This window comes from Mesorhizobium sp. M1004, assembly GCF_040318795.1.
Classification (GTDB): Bacteria; Pseudomonadota; Alphaproteobacteria; order Rhizobiales; family Rhizobiaceae; genus Mesorhizobium.
The window spans coordinates 41579-57855 of sequence record NZ_JAMYNB010000003.1; the positions used below are offsets into that span (position 1 = coordinate 41579).

The following is a 16277-nucleotide window of genomic DNA, read 5'->3' on the forward strand; positions in this document are numbered from 1 at the left end:
CGTAAATGGGAGCGTTTAAATGAAGAAATCACTTTTGTCCGCCGTTGCCCTGACCGCGCTTGTCGCGTTCGGTGGCAATGCATGGGCTGACGTTATCGTCGGCGTCGCAGGTCCGATCACCGGTCCGAATGCGGCCTTCGGTGCGCAGCTGCAGAAGGGTGCGGAAGCGGCCGTTGCCGACATCAACGCAGCAGGCGGCATGAACGGCGAGCAGATCAAGCTCGAAGTCGGCGACGACGTCTCGGATCCGAAGCAGGGCATTTCGGTCGGCAACAAGTTCGTCGGCGACGGCGTGAAGTTCGTGATCGGCCACTTCAACTCGGGCGTCTCGATCCCGGTTTCGCAGGAAGTCTACGTCGACAACAACATCGTCGAAGTGACGCCTGCGGCGACCAACCCGAAATTCACCGAGCGCGGCCTGTGGAACGTGTTCCGCACCTGCGGACGCGATGACCAGCAGGGCGGCATCGCCGGCGGCTATATCGCGACCAACTTCAAGGACGCCAAAGTTGCCGTCATCCACGACAAGACCCCCTATGGTCAGGGCCTTGCCGACGAGACCAAGAAGGCGATGAACGCAGCCGGCCTGACCGAAGTCATGTACGAAGGCGTCAATGTCGGCGACAAGGACTTCTCGGCGCTGATTGCCAAGATGAAGGACGCCGGTGTTACCCTGATCTATTGGGGCGGCCTGCATACCGAAGCCGGCCTGATCATCCGCCAGTCGGCGGACCAGGGCCTCAAGGCTACCCTGATGTCGGGCGACGGCATCGTCACCGACGAGCTGGCTGCGATCGCCGGCGATGCGGTTATCGGCACGCTCAACACCTTCGGTCCCGATCCGCGCCTGATCCCCGAGAACAAGGCACTGGTCGAGAAGTTCCGCGCCCAGGGCTTCGAGCCGGAAGCCTACACTCTCTACTCCTACGCCGCCATGCAGGTGATCGCCGAGGCCGCTGCCGTGGCCAAGTCGAACGACCCCGTGGAAGTGGCCAAGGCGCTGCACGAGAAGGGTCCGTTCAAGACCGTTCTGGGCGATCTCGCCTATGACGCGAAGGGCGATCCGAAGCTCCCGGGCTACATCATGTACGAATGGAAGAAGGGTCCGGACGGCAAGATCTCCTGGTTCCCGAAGTCGTAATTCGGGACACAGCTCTATGGAATGCCCGGCGCTCGCGCCGGGCATTTTTCTTTGGTGACAGGGCGTAGCGAGGGTGGCTGGATAAGCCGCTAGCCGGGGTCGAATTTGTGCGGGCACGACAATTAGCGTCACCTCGCGACGCCAATCGCACGCAGCTTTTCGAGCAGAGGTGCTAGAATCCCACTTAAATCGGTTTAAGCTCTCCCCGATTTTGGTTGCACTGCAGCATTTTCGCGTTAATCATGCCTCTGCCCCATCCCTCCCTGTCCGGAGCCTCCTTCCTTGGCCATCACGAAGATCCTCGTCGCCAACAGGTCCGAAATTGCCATCCGCGTCTTTCGCGCGGCAAACGAGCTCGGCCTCAAAACCGTGGCGATCTGGGCCGAGGAGGACAAATATTCACTTCATCGGTTCAAGGCCGATGAAAGCTACCAAGTCGGGCGCGGGCCGCATCTGGCCAGGGACATGGGGCCGATCGAAAGCTATCTGTCGATCGAGGAAGTGATCCGCGTCGCCAAGCTGTCCGGCGCCGACGCCATCCATCCGGGCTATGGCCTTCTGTCGGAAAGCCCTGAATTCGCAGATGCCTGCGCCGAGGCCGGCATCACCTTCATAGGACCGAAGCCCGACACGATGCGCCGGCTCGGCAACAAGGTCGCCGCACGCAATCTGGCCATCGAGGTCGGCGTGCCGGTGGTGCCGGCAACCGAACCGCTGCCGGACGACATGGAAGCAGTCAAGCAGCTCGCCAAGACAGTCGGCTATCCGGTGATGCTCAAGGCATCATGGGGCGGGGGCGGGCGCGGCATGCGCGCCATCCGCGCGGAAGCCGACCTCGCCCGCGAGGTGATGGAGGGCAAGCGCGAGGCCAAGGCCGCCTTCGGCAAGGACGAGGTCTATCTCGAAAAGCTGATAGAGCGCGCCCGCCATGTCGAGGTCCAGGTGCTCGGCGACCCGCATGGCAACGCGGTGCATCTGTTCGAGCGCGACTGCTCGATCCAGCGCCGCAACCAGAAGGTCGTCGAACGGGCGCCGGCGCCCTACCTCAGCGAGGCATTGCGCCAGGAGCTTTGCGGCTATGCGCTCAAGATCGCGCGGGAGACCAGCTATATCGGCGCCGGCACGGTGGAATTCCTGCAGGACGCCGACACCGGCAAGTTCTACTTCATCGAGGTCAATCCGCGCATCCAGGTCGAGCACACCGTGACCGAGCAGGTGACCGGCATCGACATCGTCAAGGCGCAGATCCACATACTGGACGGCTTTGCCATCGGCACGAAAGAGTCGGGCGTGCCGGCGCAGGCCGACATCAGGCTGAACGGTCACGCGCTGCAGTGCCGCATCACGACCGAGGATCCGGAGCATAGTTTCATTCCGGACTACGGCCGCATCACGGCTTATCGCGAAGCCGCCGGTTTCGGCATCCGCCTCGACGGCGGCACCGCGTATTCGGGCGCGGTCATCACCCGCTTCTACGATCCGCTGCTGGAGAAGGTGACTGCCTGGGCCCCGACACCGGCCGAGGCGATCGCCCGCATGAATCGGGCCCTGCGCGAGTTCCGCATCCGCGGCGTGGCCACCAACCTCACCTTCCTCGAGGCAATCATCAACCACCCGCGCTTCGCCGACAATTCCTACACGACCAGGTTCATCGACACGACGCCGGAGCTGTTCGCGCAGGTGAAGCGGCAGGACCGCGCCACCAAGCTGCTCAACTATCTGGCCGACGTCAGCGTCAACGGCCATCCCGAAACCCGCGGCCGACCGATGCCCAAGACCGATGCGGCAGCGCCTGTCGTGCCCTATCTCAACGGCAATGTGCCTGATGGCAGCAAGCAGAAGCTAGACGCGTTGGGGCCGGAGAAATTCGCTGCCTGGATGCGTGAGCAAAAAGAGGTGCTTGTCACCGACACGACGATGCGCGACGGTCACCAGTCGCTGCTCGCCACCCGCATGCGCACGCATGACATTGCCGGCATTGCCGGCACCTATGCGCGGGCGCTGCCGCGGCTGCTGTCGCTGGAATGCTGGGGCGGCGCCACTTTCGATGTCGCCATGCGCTTCCTCACCGAGGATCCGTGGGAGCGGCTGAGCAAAGTGCGCGAAGCCGCCCCCAACCTTTTGCTGCAGATGCTTCTGCGCGGCGCCAACGGCGTCGGCTACACCAACTATCCCGACAATGTGGTGCAACATTTCGTCAGCCATGCGGCGGCCGGCGGCGTCGACCTGTTTCGCGTATTCGACTGCCTGAACTGGGTCGAGAATATGCGCGTCGCCATGGACGCGGTGGGCGCCGAGGGCAAGCTGGTCGAAGCGGCGATCTGCTACACCGGCGACATCCTCGATCCGGCGCGCGCCAAATACGACCTTAAATACTATGTCGGGCTGGCGAAGGAATTGCAGGCCGCCGGCGCCCATATCATCGCCGTCAAGGACATGGCCGGGCTTTTGAAGCCGGCTGCCGCCCGCGTGCTGTTCAAGGCGCTGCGCGACGCGACCGACCTGCCGATCCATTTCCACACCCACGACACGTCAGGCCTGTCGGCGGCGACGGTGCTGGCCGGCGTGGAAAGCGGCGTCGACGCCATCGACGCGGCGATGGATTCCTTCTCCGGCAACACCTCGCAGCCTTGCCTGGGCTCGATCGTCGAGGCGCTGAAGGGAACCGAGCGCGATCCCGGCCTCGATCCGCAATGGATCCGCAAAATCTCCTTCTACTGGGAAGCGGTGCGCAACCAGTATGCCGCCTTCGAAAGCGACCTCAAGGGGCCAGCCTCGGAAGTCTATCTGCACGAAATGCCGGGCGGCCAGTTCACCAACCTCAAGGAACAGGCGCGTTCGCTGGGGCTGGAAACGCGTTGGCACGAGGTGGCACAAGCCTATCACGACGTCAATTTGATGTTCGGTGACATCGTCAAGGTGACGCCGTCGTCCAAGGTGGTCGGCGACATGGCGTTGATGATGGTGAGCCAGGATCTGACCGTTGCCGACGTCGAAAACCCAGCCAAGGACATCGCCTTCCCGGACTCGGCCGTCTCGATGCTGCGCGGCGATCTCGGCCAGTCGCCCGGCGGCTGGCCTGCGAAGCTGCAGAAGAAGGCACTGAAGGAAAGCAAGCCGATCACCGAGCGCCCGGGCTCGCTGCTCAAGCCAGCCGACCTCAAGGCCAGCCGCAAGGAGATCGAGCAGAAGCTGGAGCGCAAGCTCTCGGAGTACGAATTCGCCTCCTGGTTGATGTATCCGAAGGTGTTCACCGACTTCGCCGCCGCGCAGGAAACCTACGGGCCGGTCAGTGTGCTGCCGACGCCTACCTATTTCTACGGCATGAAGTCCGAAGACGAGATCTTCCTGGACATCGAAAAAGGCAAGACGCTTGTAGTGCGCTGCCTTGCGATCGGCGACGTCGATGAGAAGGGCATGGTCACCGTGTTCTTCGAGCTCAACGGCCAGCCGCGCCGTGTCCGGGTGCCGGACAGGGCGCATGGCGCCTCGGCGGCCAAGGCTCGGCGCAAGGCCGAGCCCGGCAACGAGGCGCATGTCGGCGCGCCGATGCCGGGCGTGGTCTCCGCCCTTTCGGTTGCCGCCGGCCAAGCGGTCAAGGCCGGCGACGTGCTGTTGTCGATCGAAGCCATGAAGATGGAGACGGCCCTGCATGCCGAGCGCGACGGCACAGTGGCCGAAGTGCTGGTCAAGGCCGGCGATCAGATCGATGCGAAGGATCTGTTGATCGCGTTTGGCTGACGCGCGGATCCATCACACTGGGGACGGCTGGCAGCAGCCGTTCACGAAGCGCCGATAATGGCTTGACCCGCCGCGCCTGCTCGGGCATCGAACCCGCTCCCAATTTACCGCGCCAGAATCGCGGTGCTTAAAAAGTAGCGGAGAAAAAACATGGCCGACGACATCACAGATACCAGCCAGACTGTTGCCGCCGGCCAGTTGCGCGCCTTCATCGAGCGCATCGAGCGGCTCGAAGAAGAAAAGAAGACCATCGCCGACGACATCAAGGAAGTGTTCGCCGAGGCCAAGGGCACCGGCTTCGACACCAAGGCGATGCGGTCGATCATCCGGCTGCGCAAGAAGGACCAGGCCGAGCGCCAGGAAGAGGAAACCATCCTCGATCTCTACAAGGCCGCGCTCGGCATGGTGTAAGGCTGTCTGGAAATTCTACTCCGGCTGATATCGCCGGAGCGAATTTCGAAACAGTCTCGGGCCAAGGAATGATGCTGGAACGGGCATCGAACCATGAGCGAATTCGACTTCGGCGCCCGCCGCGCCTCTGAATTCCGCCAACGCAGCTTCTGGGCGCTGTTCGCCGAACGGCATCCGGAGGAACGCGCTTCCATGGCGCGGCGCGGACCCTGGTTCTGGCAGCGCGGGCTGCCTGACTTCGCTCTGGTCCTGTCCATGTATGTCGCGCCGGCGCAAAGCCAAGTTGGCGTCTTTTTCGGCCGTAACGAGAAGTTCGGCGCGACCGAGGCCTGGTCGCGGCTGAAGCCGTTCCAGCCGGCAATCGAAGACCGGCTGAAGCTCAGGCCGGAGCAGAGCTGCGAGGGCCTCGGCATCAATTCGATGTGGCGGGTAAACTGCTATGCCGAGGACAACTGGCCGGCCATGGCCGACTGGCTGGTGACGGAATGCTCGCGCTTCGAGCGCGCCGTCACCGAGGTGTTGGGCGAGGGATAGCTACCAGGTGTTGGCGCAAAGCATCGGTTCCTTCTTCGGCTCGCGCTGGCGAGGCGCGGTGCCGGTCGAGCGGTTGTTCTGGCGCGATCTAGTCCTTGTCGGCACGGCGATCAACATCGCCTCGTCGGTGGCCGCGCTCATTCTGCTCGGCTTGAAGCTGCCGCTCGCCGTCGTCCTGGCGGTGCATTTCGCGCCCGTGCCCTACAACATCTTTCTGACCTTTGCCGTCTGGCGAACCACGGAAAAATCCAGTGGCGCCAAGGCTTCGTTGATGACGCTCGGGGCTACGCTTTGGCTGATCCTGGTGGTGGTTGTCTGAGAAGATTGACACGAAAAAGGGCGGCCGAAGCCGCCCTTTGAAGATGGTGGTCAAGCTGCGGCTTAAGCCGCCGGCTCGAATTTCAGCGCCACGCCGTTGATGCAATAGCGCAGGCCGGTCGGCGGCGGGCCGTCCTCGAAGACATGGCCGAGATGGCTGCCGCAGCGGGCGCAGTGGCATTCGGTGCGGACCATGCCGTAGCTGCGGTCGACGGTGTTTTCGACCGAACCGGGCACCGGATCATTGAAGCTCGGCCAGCCGGTGCCGCTCTCGAACTTGAGCTTGGATTCGAACAGCGGCTGGTCGCAGCCGACGCAGGAAAAGGTGCCGGCGCGCTTTTCGTAGAGCAGCGCGCAGCTTCCGGGCCGTTCGGTGCCATGGCCGCGCATGACCGCATATTGCTCGGGCGTCAGGCGGGCGCGCCATTCGGCGTCGGTGCGGGTGACAGGGTAGGTGTGGGTGTCCATTTGATCTCCTCAGCCTTGGCGGCTTGTTGTTGGTTGCAAGCTATATTCGCTTAGAGATAGGCGTTTGTTACGTGTTTTGCTCGCATTTTCAGCCGAGCTCCTACCCAATCGCCTGAAGATAGCGGGCGATCGACGCATGAAATGCCGTTCTTGCGCCGCCGATGATGTTCTGCTGCCACCACGCGCCGTAGATGTCGTCGAATTCGAAAGGCTCAAGTGCCGCCGCGATGCGTCGCACGGCCGGCGCATTGAGCGGAATGTAGTTCGGATAGCTGTACATGAAGCTGACATGGCGACGCGTCGGCGTCACCTGCAATATGTCGCCGGACAGCAGGGCGTTACCGTCATCGCGTTTCCAATGCAGCACCTGGCCGCCGGCAAAATGGCCACCGCAACGCACGAGTGTCAGCGACGGGTTTATGGCCAGCGTCTCGCCCGCCCAGCTGACGATGGCGTTGTGCGGCCGCATGATCCACTGGCTGTCGTCGGCATGGAGATAGATCGGCACGCCGCCAAACGCCTCGCTCCACTCGACCATCACCGAATAATAGTGGCAGTGCGAAATGGCGATCGCGGCCAGGCCGCCGCAACGGTTGATTTCGGCTACCGCCTCGTCGCTCACCATCGAGATGCAATCCCACAGCACATTGCCGTGCGGCGTCTGCGCCAGCAGCGCCCGCTGGCCGATAGCAAAGCGCGGCTCGATGCCGAAAGCGAGAACGCCGGCATCGTCCTTCATCACAAGCCTATGCCCGGCAGAGAGTTCTTCCCCAGTGATCCAGGCCTGGCCTTCCCAGCGCACATATTGCCGCTCGTCCTCGCAGATCGGGCAATTTTCTGGAGGGGTCTGCGTTGCCGCGAACTGGACGCCGCATTGCGGGCAAAGAAAGCAGGTCATCGGTTTTCCTCTCATATCAATGCTTGCGTGAGAGCTGCTTCGTCGCGGCTTCCAACCCGGCCAGCGTCAGTGGGAACATGCGGCCGCCGAAGAGATCGCGGATCATCGCGATCGAATGGGTGAAGCCCCAGTTTTTCTGGTTTTCGGGGTTCAGCCAGACCGCATTCGGCCATTGCTGGATGAGGCGGCCAAGCCAGACACTGCCGGCTTCCGGATTCCAATGCTCGACCGAACCGCCGGGATGCGCGATCTCGTAAGGGCTCATCGAGGCATCGCCGACGACGATCACCTTGTAGTCGGGGCCGTATTTGTGAAGCAGATCGAAGGTCGGGATGGTCTCGGCATGCCTGCGCCGGTTGTCCTTCCAGACGCCCTCGTAAAGGCAGTTGTGGAAGTAAAAATATTCGAGCTGGCGGAATTCGGCGCGGGCGGCCGAAAACAGCTCCTCGACGCTTTTGATGTGGTCGTCCATCGAGCCGCCGACATCGAAGAACATCAAGAGCTTCACGGCGTTGCGCCGTTCGGGGCGCGTCTGCACATCGAGATAGCCGTGCTCGGCGGTGGCATGGATGGTGCCGGGCAGGTCGAACTCTTCCTCCGCACCCTCGCGCACCCAGCGGCGCAGGCGCTTCAGCGCCACCTTGATGTTGCGGGTGCCGAGCTCGACGGCGTCGTCGAAATTTTTGAACTCGCGCTTGTCCCAGACTTTCACCGCACGGCGATTTCGGCTTTCATGCTGGCCGATGCGCACGCCTTCGGGATTGTAGCCATAGGCGCCGAAAGGCGAAGTGCCGCCGGTGCCGATCCATTTCGAGCCGCCCTGGTGGCGGCCTTTCTGCTCCTCCAGCCGCTGCTTCAGTTTCTCCATCAGCTTGTCGAAACCGCCGAGCGCCTCGATCAGTTTCTTCTCTTCCTCGGTCAGGTGCTTTTCGGCGAGCCGGCGCAGCCATTCCTCAGGGATGTTGGCGACACCGACGGCATCGGGGCCGGTGAGCGCCTCGATCCCCTTGAAGACATGCGCAAACACCTGGTCGAAGCGGTCGATATGGCGCTCGTCCTTCACAAGCGCGGCGCGGGCGAGGTAGTAAAAACCCTCGACGTCATAGTCGACCAGCCCGGCTTCCAGACCTTCCAGCAGCGACAGATACTCCCGCAGCGAAACGGGAATCCGCGCGACCTTCAGTTCGAGGAAGAAGGGGAGGAACATGGTTGGCCGTTATCTATGCCGAACGGTCACGGCGGAGTCGCCACGGGCACTGTCGATTTCGCCGGATTGCAGAAGATTTGCCACAGTACGTGGGTTGGGCATGGGCAAGTGCTTTGCGATGCGGGCTTCCGCCCATTCGCCATAGCCGACGCGGCATCGGCTATCGCTTCAGCCGGGTTTGCGCCGGCCCCGTGGCAGCCGGCGAGATCGGGCATCCGCACTCCCCAAACGCCGTCACTGCCATCCAGGATTCCGACATAGCGGATCATTCGGCTCCTTCCGCGTTATTTCGATCGCGCTCGCATCATAGCAGATCATACTCGATAAACCCTGTCCGCCGCGCGACATGGTCGTAGAGCTTGCGCGCTGTGGCGTTGGTTTCGTGGGTCATCCAATAGACGTTCTTGACGCCGATCTTGCCGGCTTCCTGCTTGACCGCTTCAATGAGGGCCGCACCGATGCCCTTGCCGCGCACATCAGGGTCGGCGAACAGGTCCTGCAGGTAGCAGTTGTTTTTCTCCGACCAGCCGGAGCGGTGATAGAGATAATGGGTCAGGCCGACCGCCTTGCCGTCGAGCGTGGCGATAAACCCCTTCGGTTCGAATTCACCTTCCGTGAACAGTCGTTCCCAGGTGATGTCGTAGACCTCGTCCGGCAGCTTGGTCTCGTAGAAGGTGAGGTAGGCAGTCCACAGCCGCCGCCAGTCGGCATGGTCGGCCAGCGCCAGCGGGCGGACGGTGATCTCGGTCATTTCGGTTCCTCCAAAGCCTTATCGGATTCCGGCGGAATCAGATCGGAAACACCATCGCCTAATCCACCGGCGAATTGTACTCGCGAAATGCGGTCGCCAGCATCTGCAGCGCGTCACGCGCGCGCGGCGCCAGATTGTGCGAATGCAGCACCACTTCGGAAGGGTCAAGCGATGGAAGACCAAGTTTGCGGCCAACCTCGATCAGGCCGGGCGGAGCGACGCAGTGAGCCAGCGCCGAAACGGCAAAGCCCGCCGATATCGCAATGTTGACGGCCGCGCCGCCGCCGCCGACGAAGGCCTCCTCCCAGGCGATGCCTGCTTTGTCCAGCGCCTCGACCGCCCGCACACGATCCGGACAGTTGCACACGGTGCTTAAGAGCGCGAGGCGCAACGGCGTTCCGCGCTGCCACTCGAAGGAAGGTGCTGCGAACCAGCCATAGTGGTTGCGCGACAAGGTCCGGCCAGGACGGCTGTCGCCTTCGCGGTGCACGATGACTGCATCGAGCTCGCCGTGATCGAAAGCTTCCTTGAGCACCGTGCTGGTATCGATCCTCAAACTGAGCGTCAGCGATGGATCGTGCGCATGGAGCTGGGCAATCAGAATGGACAGCGCCGGACCGGCGGCATGATCGACAAAGCCGAGCGCAAGCCGGCACGGTGCTGACGCAAACTCCGCCATGGCGCGCTCGTGCGCGGCAAGGAAGTCGCGCGCGGCGGGGAGGAAGACGGCGCCTCGTGCCGACAGGCTGACGCGGCGCGGCGTTCTTTCAATCAATCGCGCGGCGAGCTTTTCCTCAAGACGGCGCAGCTTGACGCTGATTGTCGCCTGGGTGCTGCCCAGCGCCGTGGCCGCCTGGGTGAAGCTCTGCAGATCGGCCACCATCACAAAGGTTCGTACGGCGTCCACATCAAGACTGGTCATCGCAGCACTCCATTGGGCCAATCATTCCGTTTTGTCATTTCTGATATAGCCGAGCATAGCCTTTTTTCATGGTCGAGTCTCCTCTATCTCAAACCGGTCGCGGTTTGAAGAGCGCCTCATGCTCGGATGAAAAGAGATCGATATGCCAATTCAACGAAACACCATAGCGCTCACCGGCGTGTGCCTGGCGTCGCTGCTGTTCGGGCTCGAAATCTCCAGCGTGCCGGTGATCCTGCCGAAACTGGAAAGCGTGCTCGCCGCCGATTTCAAAGACCTGCAATGGATCATGAACGCCTACACCATTGCCTGCACCACGGTGCTGATGGCGACAGGGACATTGGCCGACCGTTTCGGCCGCAAGAGCGTGATGGTGATCACCACCGTCGCCTTCGGCCTCGCCTCGCTGCTGTGCGGCCTGGCGCCGAGTGCGGCGCTGCTGATCGCCGCCCGCTTCCTGCAAGGTCTCGCCGGCGGCGCGATGCTGACCTGCAGCGTCGCCGTGCTGTCGCATCAGTTCCAGGATGGCCGTGAACGCGGCAAGGCTTTTGTTGCCTGGAGCGTCGTCTCAGGCATCGGGCTTGGTTTCGGTCCCGCCATTGGCGGCCTGATCGTGGCGCTGTCGAACTGGCAGTGGGTGTTCCTCATCCACGTGCCGCTGGCGCTCCTGGCGCTCGCCTTTATCGGCGCCGGTGTCACGCAATCGCGCGATCACAACGCCCAGAAGCTTGACTGGGCCGGCATGCTGACGCTGTCGGCTTCTGTGTTCGGCTTCTCCTATCTGATCACGCAGGGTGCGGATCTCGGGACCAGCGCCCGCATCGGCGTGATATCAGCCTCCGTGGCTGCGTTCATCGCTTTCCTTGTCGCCGAGAGGGTCAATCCCTATCCGATGTTCGATTTCTCCGTGTTCCGCATCCGCCAGTTTTCCGGCGCGATCATGGGCGCCATCGGCATGAATTTCAGCTACTGGCCGTTCATCATCTATCTGCCGATCTATTATTCCGGCGTTCTCGGCTACGACAGCACGACGACCGGCCTGCTATTGCTCGTCTACACGCTGCCCTTCATGGTGATGCCGCCGATCGCCGAGCGCATTCGCACGCGCTACCAGGCACGAATTGCCATCCCGCTCGGTCTGCTGACGCTAGGGATCGGTTTCATCGCCATGTGGATCGGCTCCAGGCTCGAGGGCGCCACTTGGCTGACCATGCTGCCCGGCACGCTGATTGCCGGCATCGGCATCGGTCTCACCAATTCGCCGACCACCAATACCACGACCGGCGCGGTATTGCCGGATCGTGCCGGCATGGCGTCCGGCATCGACATCAGCGCACGCCTGATCACGCTCGCTATCAACATCGCGGTGCTCGGCCTGCTGCTGACGCAAGGTATCGTTTCCCACCTGCGGGCCACACTCGGCGCGGCTTTGGAGCCGGATGAGTTGCGGGCACTGGCGGAAAGGGTCGCCACCGGCAATCTGGAGGGCCTTGCGCAGGGGACGCCGAAGCTCGCAGCCCTCGACCCATCCGGCGCCATCGTGCATGCCGCGCTGGTCAATGGTTTCGGCTGGGTCATGCTCTATTGCGGGATCGGCGTTCTCGCCCTGTCGGTCATCGGTTTCGTGATCTTCGGGCCGAAGCGCGTCGCGCCGCAGGAGACAGGGCTTGCGGCGGCCGAGTGATCGGCCGAAGCTCGCTCATAGCGCTCAGCCCGCCCGCCGATCCTTATCCCTTCCGCCTGGCCATGAAAGCAAGGCGCTCAAACAGATGCACGTCCTGCTCGTTCTTCAGCAGCGCGCCGTGCAGTTTCGGCAGCGCGTTCCTGGGGTCGGCGCGCAGATCCTCGGGTGCGATGTCGTCGGCGACCAGCAGGCGGATCCAGTCGAGCGCCTCGGAGGTCGACGGCTTCTTCTTCAACCCCTGCACGTCGCGGATTTCGTAGAACTGGGTCAGGGCAGCACGCACCAAATTCTGCTTTATGCCGGGATAGTGCACGTCGACGATTTTGTGCAGCGTGTCGACATCGGGAAAGCGGATGTAGTGGAAGAAGCACCGGCGCAGGAAGGCGTCGGGCAGTTCCTTCTCGTTGTTGGAAGTGATGATGACGATGGGGCGCACAGCGGCGCGGATCGTTTCGCCGGTTTCGTAGACGAAGAACTCCATTCGATCGAGTTCCTGCAGCAGGTCGTTGGGGAATTCGATATCGGCCTTGTCGATCTCGTCGATCAACAGCACGACCTTCTTGCCGGCCGCGAAGGCGTCCCAGAGCTTGCCGCGCTTGATGTAGTTTTTGATGTCGTTGAATCTGGCATCCCCAAGCTGGCTGTCGCGCAGCCGCGAGACGGCGTCGTACTCATAAAGTCCCTGCTGCGCACGGGTGGTCGACTTGACGTGCCATTCGATCAGGTCGAGGCCGAGCGCCGATGCCACCTGGCGGGCAAGCTCGGTCTTGCCGGTGCCCGGCTCGCCCTTGACCAGCAATGGCCGCTCCAGCGCGATCGCGGCGTTCACCGCCACCATCAGATCCTTGTCGGCGACATAGGCCGCCGTGCCTTCGAAACGCATACTTGCTCCTCGGTTGGTGAGCGCGACCGTAAGGACGCTGCTTGACCTGTGCAAGGGCGAGCCGGCTGCGACCAAAGCGTGTGAGATCGAAATGGAAACATCGGCTCATGTCACTAGCGCTTGACCGACCAGCCGCCTATATTGGGCTTGGCGGTCTGCGCTTCCCGGCAGGAGAACATTTTCCCCGGGGCCTTAACGATCCTTAGGGAGCTGTCCCTGGGAAGACCCGTGGGTTTTCTCATACGGCGCCCACCTACTTTGTAGGTTCCCGGGATCGCTCTCTCCACCGGTTGTGTGGATCGTCACTTACCTGTATCCGCCCAGTTTGGCGGATGATGTGGTAGAAAACGTCGCTCATGAAACGTCACCCAGATCCGACCTTTTCTATCGTCCGCGCATGACATCTCCCAAAGACCTGAAAAAGCAGTTGCGCCTCGAGGCACTCGGCCGTCGCGATGCGCTCGATCCGCTGTGGCGGGTGGAGATCGCGCTTGAAATGGCCGAGACGGCGCGCGACCACCTCGCCATCGAGCCGGGTCAGATCGTTTCAGCTTTCTGGCCGATGCGATCGGAAGTCGACGTCAGGCCGCTGATGTTCGCCTTGCGCGAGAAGGGGGCCAGGCTTTGCCTGCCGGCCATCCTCGACAAGACCACCATCGTCTTTCGCGAACTGGTGCGCGGCGCGCCGATGGTCGAGATGGGTTTTGGCACGGTCGGTCCGCATGCGGAGGCCGAGGTTCTCGATCCCGCGGTGATGCTGGTGCCGCTCGCGGCCTTCGACAGTCGCGGTCATCGCATCGGGTATGGCGCCGGCTATTACGACCGCGCCATCGCCAGGCTGATCGACAAGGGCCAGCCGCCACGACTGATCGGCATCGCCTTCGATTGCCAGGAGGTGGGTCTGGTGCCGGATGAGGCGCACGACGTCATCATCCCGGAAATACTCACCGAGAGCGGTTTGCGCCGCTTCGACATCGCTTAAAAGACCGCGATCCCGCTTAACGCGTTTCCAAGACGTGCCGGATAGTATTCCGGCAACACAGTCCGAGCCGATGGCGGCCATCATGTTTGTCTTCGCACGCTTCCTGCTGATGCCGTTCGTCCTCATCGCGGTAACGCTGTTCGCGATGGCATTGCACATTTCCGGAACGGCCCTGCACCACCAGTTCGCCTGGCATCAGACGGTTGCCACAGTGACGGATGTCAGTTCCTACAGCGAAGCCCAGGGTAATGGCCTCACCGCGAAAGGCATCAACGTCGCTGTCACCTATGTCGCGAACGATGCACCGATGACGTGGTCCGGCAAGGGAAAGGACATCGGCCTCTACACGGCGTCCAAAGGCGACGCGGTGAAGTTGTATTACAACCCTGCCAATCCATCGATCCTCGATACCGCGGCGATGAAGGGCTGGCGCGGCGGGCTGTTGCTCCTGGCCGCTACTGGTGGGTTCACTGTTTTTTACGTGTGGTTCTTCTGGCTGCGCGGACGCACCGCACCGCCGGCGTCACCGATGATGCCTTCGGCAGTTCGCGTTGCGGGCGCGAGCGCCAAGCCGCCTCAACAGCAGCGTGGTACTTTCGGCCGGCGTTAGCGCCAATCGCCCGGGTAGCGCTTGCCTAGCGTCCGTGCCTCTGGATAGAAGTGGGCATGAGACTTCTCTTCCTCGGCGACATGGTGGGCAAATCGGGACGTACGGCGGTGTGGGAACAACTGCCCGGCCTGATCTCGGATTTCAAACTCGACTTCGTCATCGTCAATGGCGAGAACGCCGCCGGCGGCTTCGGCATCACCGAAGACATTTTTCGCGACACCATCGCCGCCGGTGCGGATGTCGTCACCACCGGCAACCATGTCTGGGACCAGCGCGACGCACTGGTCTTCGCGCCGCGCGAGGAGCGCTTCTTGCGCCCGTCCAACTTCCCCAAGGGCACGCCGGGGCGCGGTTCCGGCGTCTATATCGCCAAAAACGGCGCGCGCGTGCTGGTCGCCAACATCATGGGCCGGGTGTTCATGCATCCCGAGCTCGACGATCCGTTCCAGGCCGGCGAGCGCGAGCTGGCCGCCTGTCCGCTGGGCGAGCAGGCCGATGCCGTGGTCATCGACTTCCATGCCGAAGCGACCTCGGAGAAAATGTGCTTCGCGCATTTCGTCGACGGCCGCGCCAGCCTCGTCATCGGCACCCATACGCACCAGCCGACGGCCGACCACCAGATCCTCAACGGCGGCACCGGCTACATGTCCGATGCCGGCATGTGCGGCGACTATGATTCCTCGCTCGGCATGGACAAGGAAGAGCCGCTCAACCGCTTCCTGTCGAAAGTGCCGAAAGGCCGCTTCGAGGCGGCGACCGGACCGGCGACATTGTGCGGCGTCGGCGTCACTATTTCCGACCGCACCGGCCTGACCGAGAAGATCGCGCCTTTTCGTCGCGGGCCGCGGCTCGAAGAAACCGCGCCATCCTTCTGGTCTTGACATTGATATAGTCGAGTAAAGTACCTAACTGGCGACGAAACTGCTCTAGATCGTTAAAGAGGGGACGACCTCCATGCAGCTGATCGAGTTCTTTGCGCCGCATTTTCAATTTGTTTCCGATCCAACCGCGTGGGTCGCGTTGCTGACGCTGATCGTCCTCGAGGTCGTGCTCGGCATCGACAATCTGATCTTCATCTCGATCCTGACCAACAAATTGCCTGAGGCGCAGCGCGCCCGCGCCCGCCGTCTCGGCATCTCGGCGGCGCTGATCATGCGGCTGGTGCTGCTCGCAACCATCTCCATCATCGTGCAGCTGACGACGCCGGTGTTCACAGCGTTCGGCCATGGCTTTTCCTGGCGCGACCTGATCCTGATTGCCGGCGGCCTGTTCCTGGTCTGGAAGGCGACCAAGGAAATCCACCACACCGTCGATCCCGACGACCACAAGGATACGATGATGGGCGAGACGCTGCAGATCTCGCTTGCCGGCGCCATCTTCCAGATCCTGCTGCTCGATCTCGTCTTTTCGATCGATTCGATCATCACCGCCGTCGGCATGACCGACGAGATTGCCATCATGTACATCGCCGTGATCGTGGCGGTGAGCGTGATGATGCTGGCGGCCGGGCCGCTGGCCAATTTCATCGCCAAGAACCCGAGCATCGTCATGCTGGCGCTGGGCTTCCTGCTGATGATCGGCATGACGCTGATCGCCGACGGCATGGGCTATCATGTGCCGAAGGGCTACATCTACGCCGCGATGGGCTTTTCCGCCCTGGTCGAGGGCCTCAACATGCTGGCGCGGCGAAGGAAGAAATCCAGCGGTGGGCATTGAAGCTGGGCGATCGG

Annotated in this window: 16 protein-coding genes and 1 other RNA gene; 11 read left to right on the forward strand and 6 right to left on the reverse strand. The window is 62.5% G+C overall.

The window, feature by feature from the left end; all coding sequences use genetic code 11:
• The first annotated feature begins 19 nt into the window (after positions 1–19).
• From NKH54_RS07070 to NKH54_RS07090, 5 genes are all read left to right on the forward strand, one after another.
• The gene (locus tag NKH54_RS07070; RefSeq protein ID WP_023668720.1) at positions 20–1141 is read left to right on the forward strand and encodes a branched-chain amino acid ABC transporter substrate-binding protein; all 1122 of its coding nucleotides are present in this window, start codon (positions 20–22) and stop codon (positions 1139–1141) included.
• A 282-nt stretch (positions 1142–1423) separates the two neighbouring features.
• Positions 1424–4882 (forward strand): pyruvate carboxylase, encoded by a 3459-nt coding sequence (gene pyc, locus NKH54_RS07075; RefSeq protein ID WP_353027932.1) that lies wholly within the window; start codon positions 1424–1426, stop codon positions 4880–4882.
• A gap of 150 nt (positions 4883–5032) precedes the next feature.
• Positions 5033–5293: a DUF2312 domain-containing protein gene (locus NKH54_RS07080; protein ID WP_023668722.1), complete on the forward strand. Its 261-nt coding sequence runs from the start codon at positions 5033–5035 to the stop codon at positions 5291–5293.
• A gap of 93 nt (positions 5294–5386) precedes the next feature.
• Positions 5387–5827 carry a hypothetical protein gene (locus NKH54_RS07085; RefSeq protein WP_353027933.1) on the forward strand — a complete coding sequence of 147 codons (441 nt, stop codon included), beginning with the start codon at positions 5387–5389 and terminating at the stop codon, positions 5825–5827.
• Between the two features lie 7 nt (positions 5828–5834).
• Positions 5835–6146 (forward strand): hypothetical protein, encoded by a 312-nt coding sequence (locus NKH54_RS07090; RefSeq protein ID WP_353027934.1) that lies wholly within the window; start codon positions 5835–5837, stop codon positions 6144–6146.
• Positions 6147–6208: 62 nt separating this feature from the next.
• Here the strand turns inward: NKH54_RS07090 and msrB are convergent, their stop codons facing one another.
• The 5 genes from msrB to NKH54_RS07115 all read right to left on the reverse strand — a co-directional run bounded on the left by msrB (position 6209) and on the right by NKH54_RS07115 (position 10391).
• Positions 6209–6613, reverse strand: coding sequence for a peptide-methionine (R)-S-oxide reductase MsrB (gene msrB / locus NKH54_RS07095; RefSeq protein WP_013529102.1), 405 nt, complete (start codon positions 6611–6613; stop codon positions 6209–6211).
• 100 nt (positions 6614–6713) lie between these two features.
• The gene (locus NKH54_RS07100; RefSeq protein WP_353027935.1) at positions 6714–7511 is read right to left on the reverse strand and encodes an MBL fold metallo-hydrolase; all 798 of its coding nucleotides are present in this window, start codon (positions 7509–7511) and stop codon (positions 6714–6716) included.
• A 16-nt stretch (positions 7512–7527) separates the two neighbouring features.
• Positions 7528–8718, reverse strand: a complete 1191-nt coding sequence (locus tag NKH54_RS07105) for a vWA domain-containing protein (protein WP_023755545.1) — start codon at positions 8716–8718, stop codon at positions 7528–7530.
• Positions 8719–9022: 304 nt separating this feature from the next.
• Positions 9023–9469 carry a GNAT family N-acetyltransferase gene (locus tag NKH54_RS07110; protein WP_023726162.1) on the reverse strand — a complete coding sequence of 149 codons (447 nt, stop codon included), beginning with the start codon at positions 9467–9469 and terminating at the stop codon, positions 9023–9025.
• 58 nt (positions 9470–9527) lie between these two features.
• The gene (locus NKH54_RS07115) at positions 9528–10391 is read right to left on the reverse strand and encodes a LysR family transcriptional regulator (RefSeq protein WP_353027936.1); all 864 of its coding nucleotides are present in this window, start codon (positions 10389–10391) and stop codon (positions 9528–9530) included.
• 142 nt (positions 10392–10533) lie between these two features.
• Here NKH54_RS07115 and NKH54_RS07120 point away from each other — a divergent pair, with 142 nt between their 5' ends.
• Positions 10534–12072: an MFS transporter gene (locus NKH54_RS07120; protein ID WP_023755546.1), complete on the forward strand. Its 1539-nt coding sequence runs from the start codon at positions 10534–10536 to the stop codon at positions 12070–12072.
• A gap of 43 nt (positions 12073–12115) precedes the next feature.
• Here NKH54_RS07120 and NKH54_RS07125 read toward each other — a convergent pair whose 3' ends face one another.
• Positions 12116–12955: an AAA family ATPase gene (locus NKH54_RS07125; protein WP_023716052.1), complete on the reverse strand. Its 840-nt coding sequence runs from the start codon at positions 12953–12955 to the stop codon at positions 12116–12118.
• Between the two features lie 149 nt (positions 12956–13104).
• On the opposite strand from NKH54_RS07125, the gene ssrS reads away from it, so the two are divergent.
• The 5 genes from ssrS (at position 13105) to NKH54_RS07150 (ending at position 16263) form a co-directional block, all read left to right on the forward strand.
• Positions 13105–13260: non-coding RNA, 6S RNA (gene ssrS / locus NKH54_RS07130), on the forward strand.
• A gap of 92 nt (positions 13261–13352) precedes the next feature.
• Positions 13353–13937: a 5-formyltetrahydrofolate cyclo-ligase gene (locus NKH54_RS07135; protein WP_023668732.1), complete on the forward strand. Its 585-nt coding sequence runs from the start codon at positions 13353–13355 to the stop codon at positions 13935–13937.
• A gap of 82 nt (positions 13938–14019) precedes the next feature.
• Entirely contained in the window at positions 14020–14547 is a 528-nt protein-coding gene (locus tag NKH54_RS07140) for a DUF3592 domain-containing protein (RefSeq protein WP_196813862.1), read from the forward strand.
• Positions 14548–14603: 56 nt separating this feature from the next.
• Positions 14604–15428, forward strand: coding sequence for a TIGR00282 family metallophosphoesterase (locus NKH54_RS07145; protein ID WP_023668734.1), 825 nt, complete (start codon positions 14604–14606; stop codon positions 15426–15428).
• A 73-nt stretch (positions 15429–15501) separates the two neighbouring features.
• A complete protein-coding gene (locus tag NKH54_RS07150; RefSeq protein WP_023694576.1) occupies positions 15502–16263 on the forward strand; it encodes a TerC family protein in 762 nt (253 codons plus the stop codon).
• Positions 16264–16277: the final 14 nt, after the last annotated feature.

What these genes read in the sequence shown, in the direction of transcription:
- NKH54_RS07120 (WP_023755546.1), top strand. Translation starts at nt 10,534, where the DNA reads ATGCCAATTCAACGAAACACCATAGCGCTCACCGGCGTGTGCCTGGCG.
- NKH54_RS07100 (WP_353027935.1), bottom strand. Translation starts at nt 7,511, where the DNA reads ATGACCTGCTTTCTTTGCCCGCAATGCGGCGTCCAGTTCGCGGCAACG.
- NKH54_RS07125 (WP_023716052.1), bottom strand. Translation starts at nt 12,955, where the DNA reads ATGCGTTTCGAAGGCACGGCGGCCTATGTCGCCGACAAGGATCTGATG.
- msrB (WP_013529102.1), bottom strand. Translation starts at nt 6,613, where the DNA reads ATGGACACCCACACCTACCCTGTCACCCGCACCGACGCCGAATGGCGC.
- NKH54_RS07150 (WP_023694576.1), top strand. Translation starts at nt 15,502, where the DNA reads ATGCAGCTGATCGAGTTCTTTGCGCCGCATTTTCAATTTGTTTCCGAT.
- NKH54_RS07135 (WP_023668732.1), top strand. Translation starts at nt 13,353, where the DNA reads ATGACATCTCCCAAAGACCTGAAAAAGCAGTTGCGCCTCGAGGCACTC.
- NKH54_RS07085 (WP_353027933.1), top strand. Translation starts at nt 5,387, where the DNA reads ATGAGCGAATTCGACTTCGGCGCCCGCCGCGCCTCTGAATTCCGCCAA.
- NKH54_RS07115 (WP_353027936.1), bottom strand. Translation starts at nt 10,391, where the DNA reads ATGACCAGTCTTGATGTGGACGCCGTACGAACCTTTGTGATGGTGGCC.
- NKH54_RS07110 (WP_023726162.1), bottom strand. Translation starts at nt 9,469, where the DNA reads ATGACCGAGATCACCGTCCGCCCGCTGGCGCTGGCCGACCATGCCGAC.
- NKH54_RS07145 (WP_023668734.1), top strand. Translation starts at nt 14,604, where the DNA reads ATGAGACTTCTCTTCCTCGGCGACATGGTGGGCAAATCGGGACGTACG.
- NKH54_RS07070 (WP_023668720.1), top strand. Translation starts at nt 20, where the DNA reads ATGAAGAAATCACTTTTGTCCGCCGTTGCCCTGACCGCGCTTGTCGCG.
- NKH54_RS07080 (WP_023668722.1), top strand. Translation starts at nt 5,033, where the DNA reads ATGGCCGACGACATCACAGATACCAGCCAGACTGTTGCCGCCGGCCAG.
- NKH54_RS07105 (WP_023755545.1), bottom strand. Translation starts at nt 8,718, where the DNA reads ATGTTCCTCCCCTTCTTCCTCGAACTGAAGGTCGCGCGGATTCCCGTT.
- NKH54_RS07140 (WP_196813862.1), top strand. Translation starts at nt 14,020, where the DNA reads ATGTTTGTCTTCGCACGCTTCCTGCTGATGCCGTTCGTCCTCATCGCG.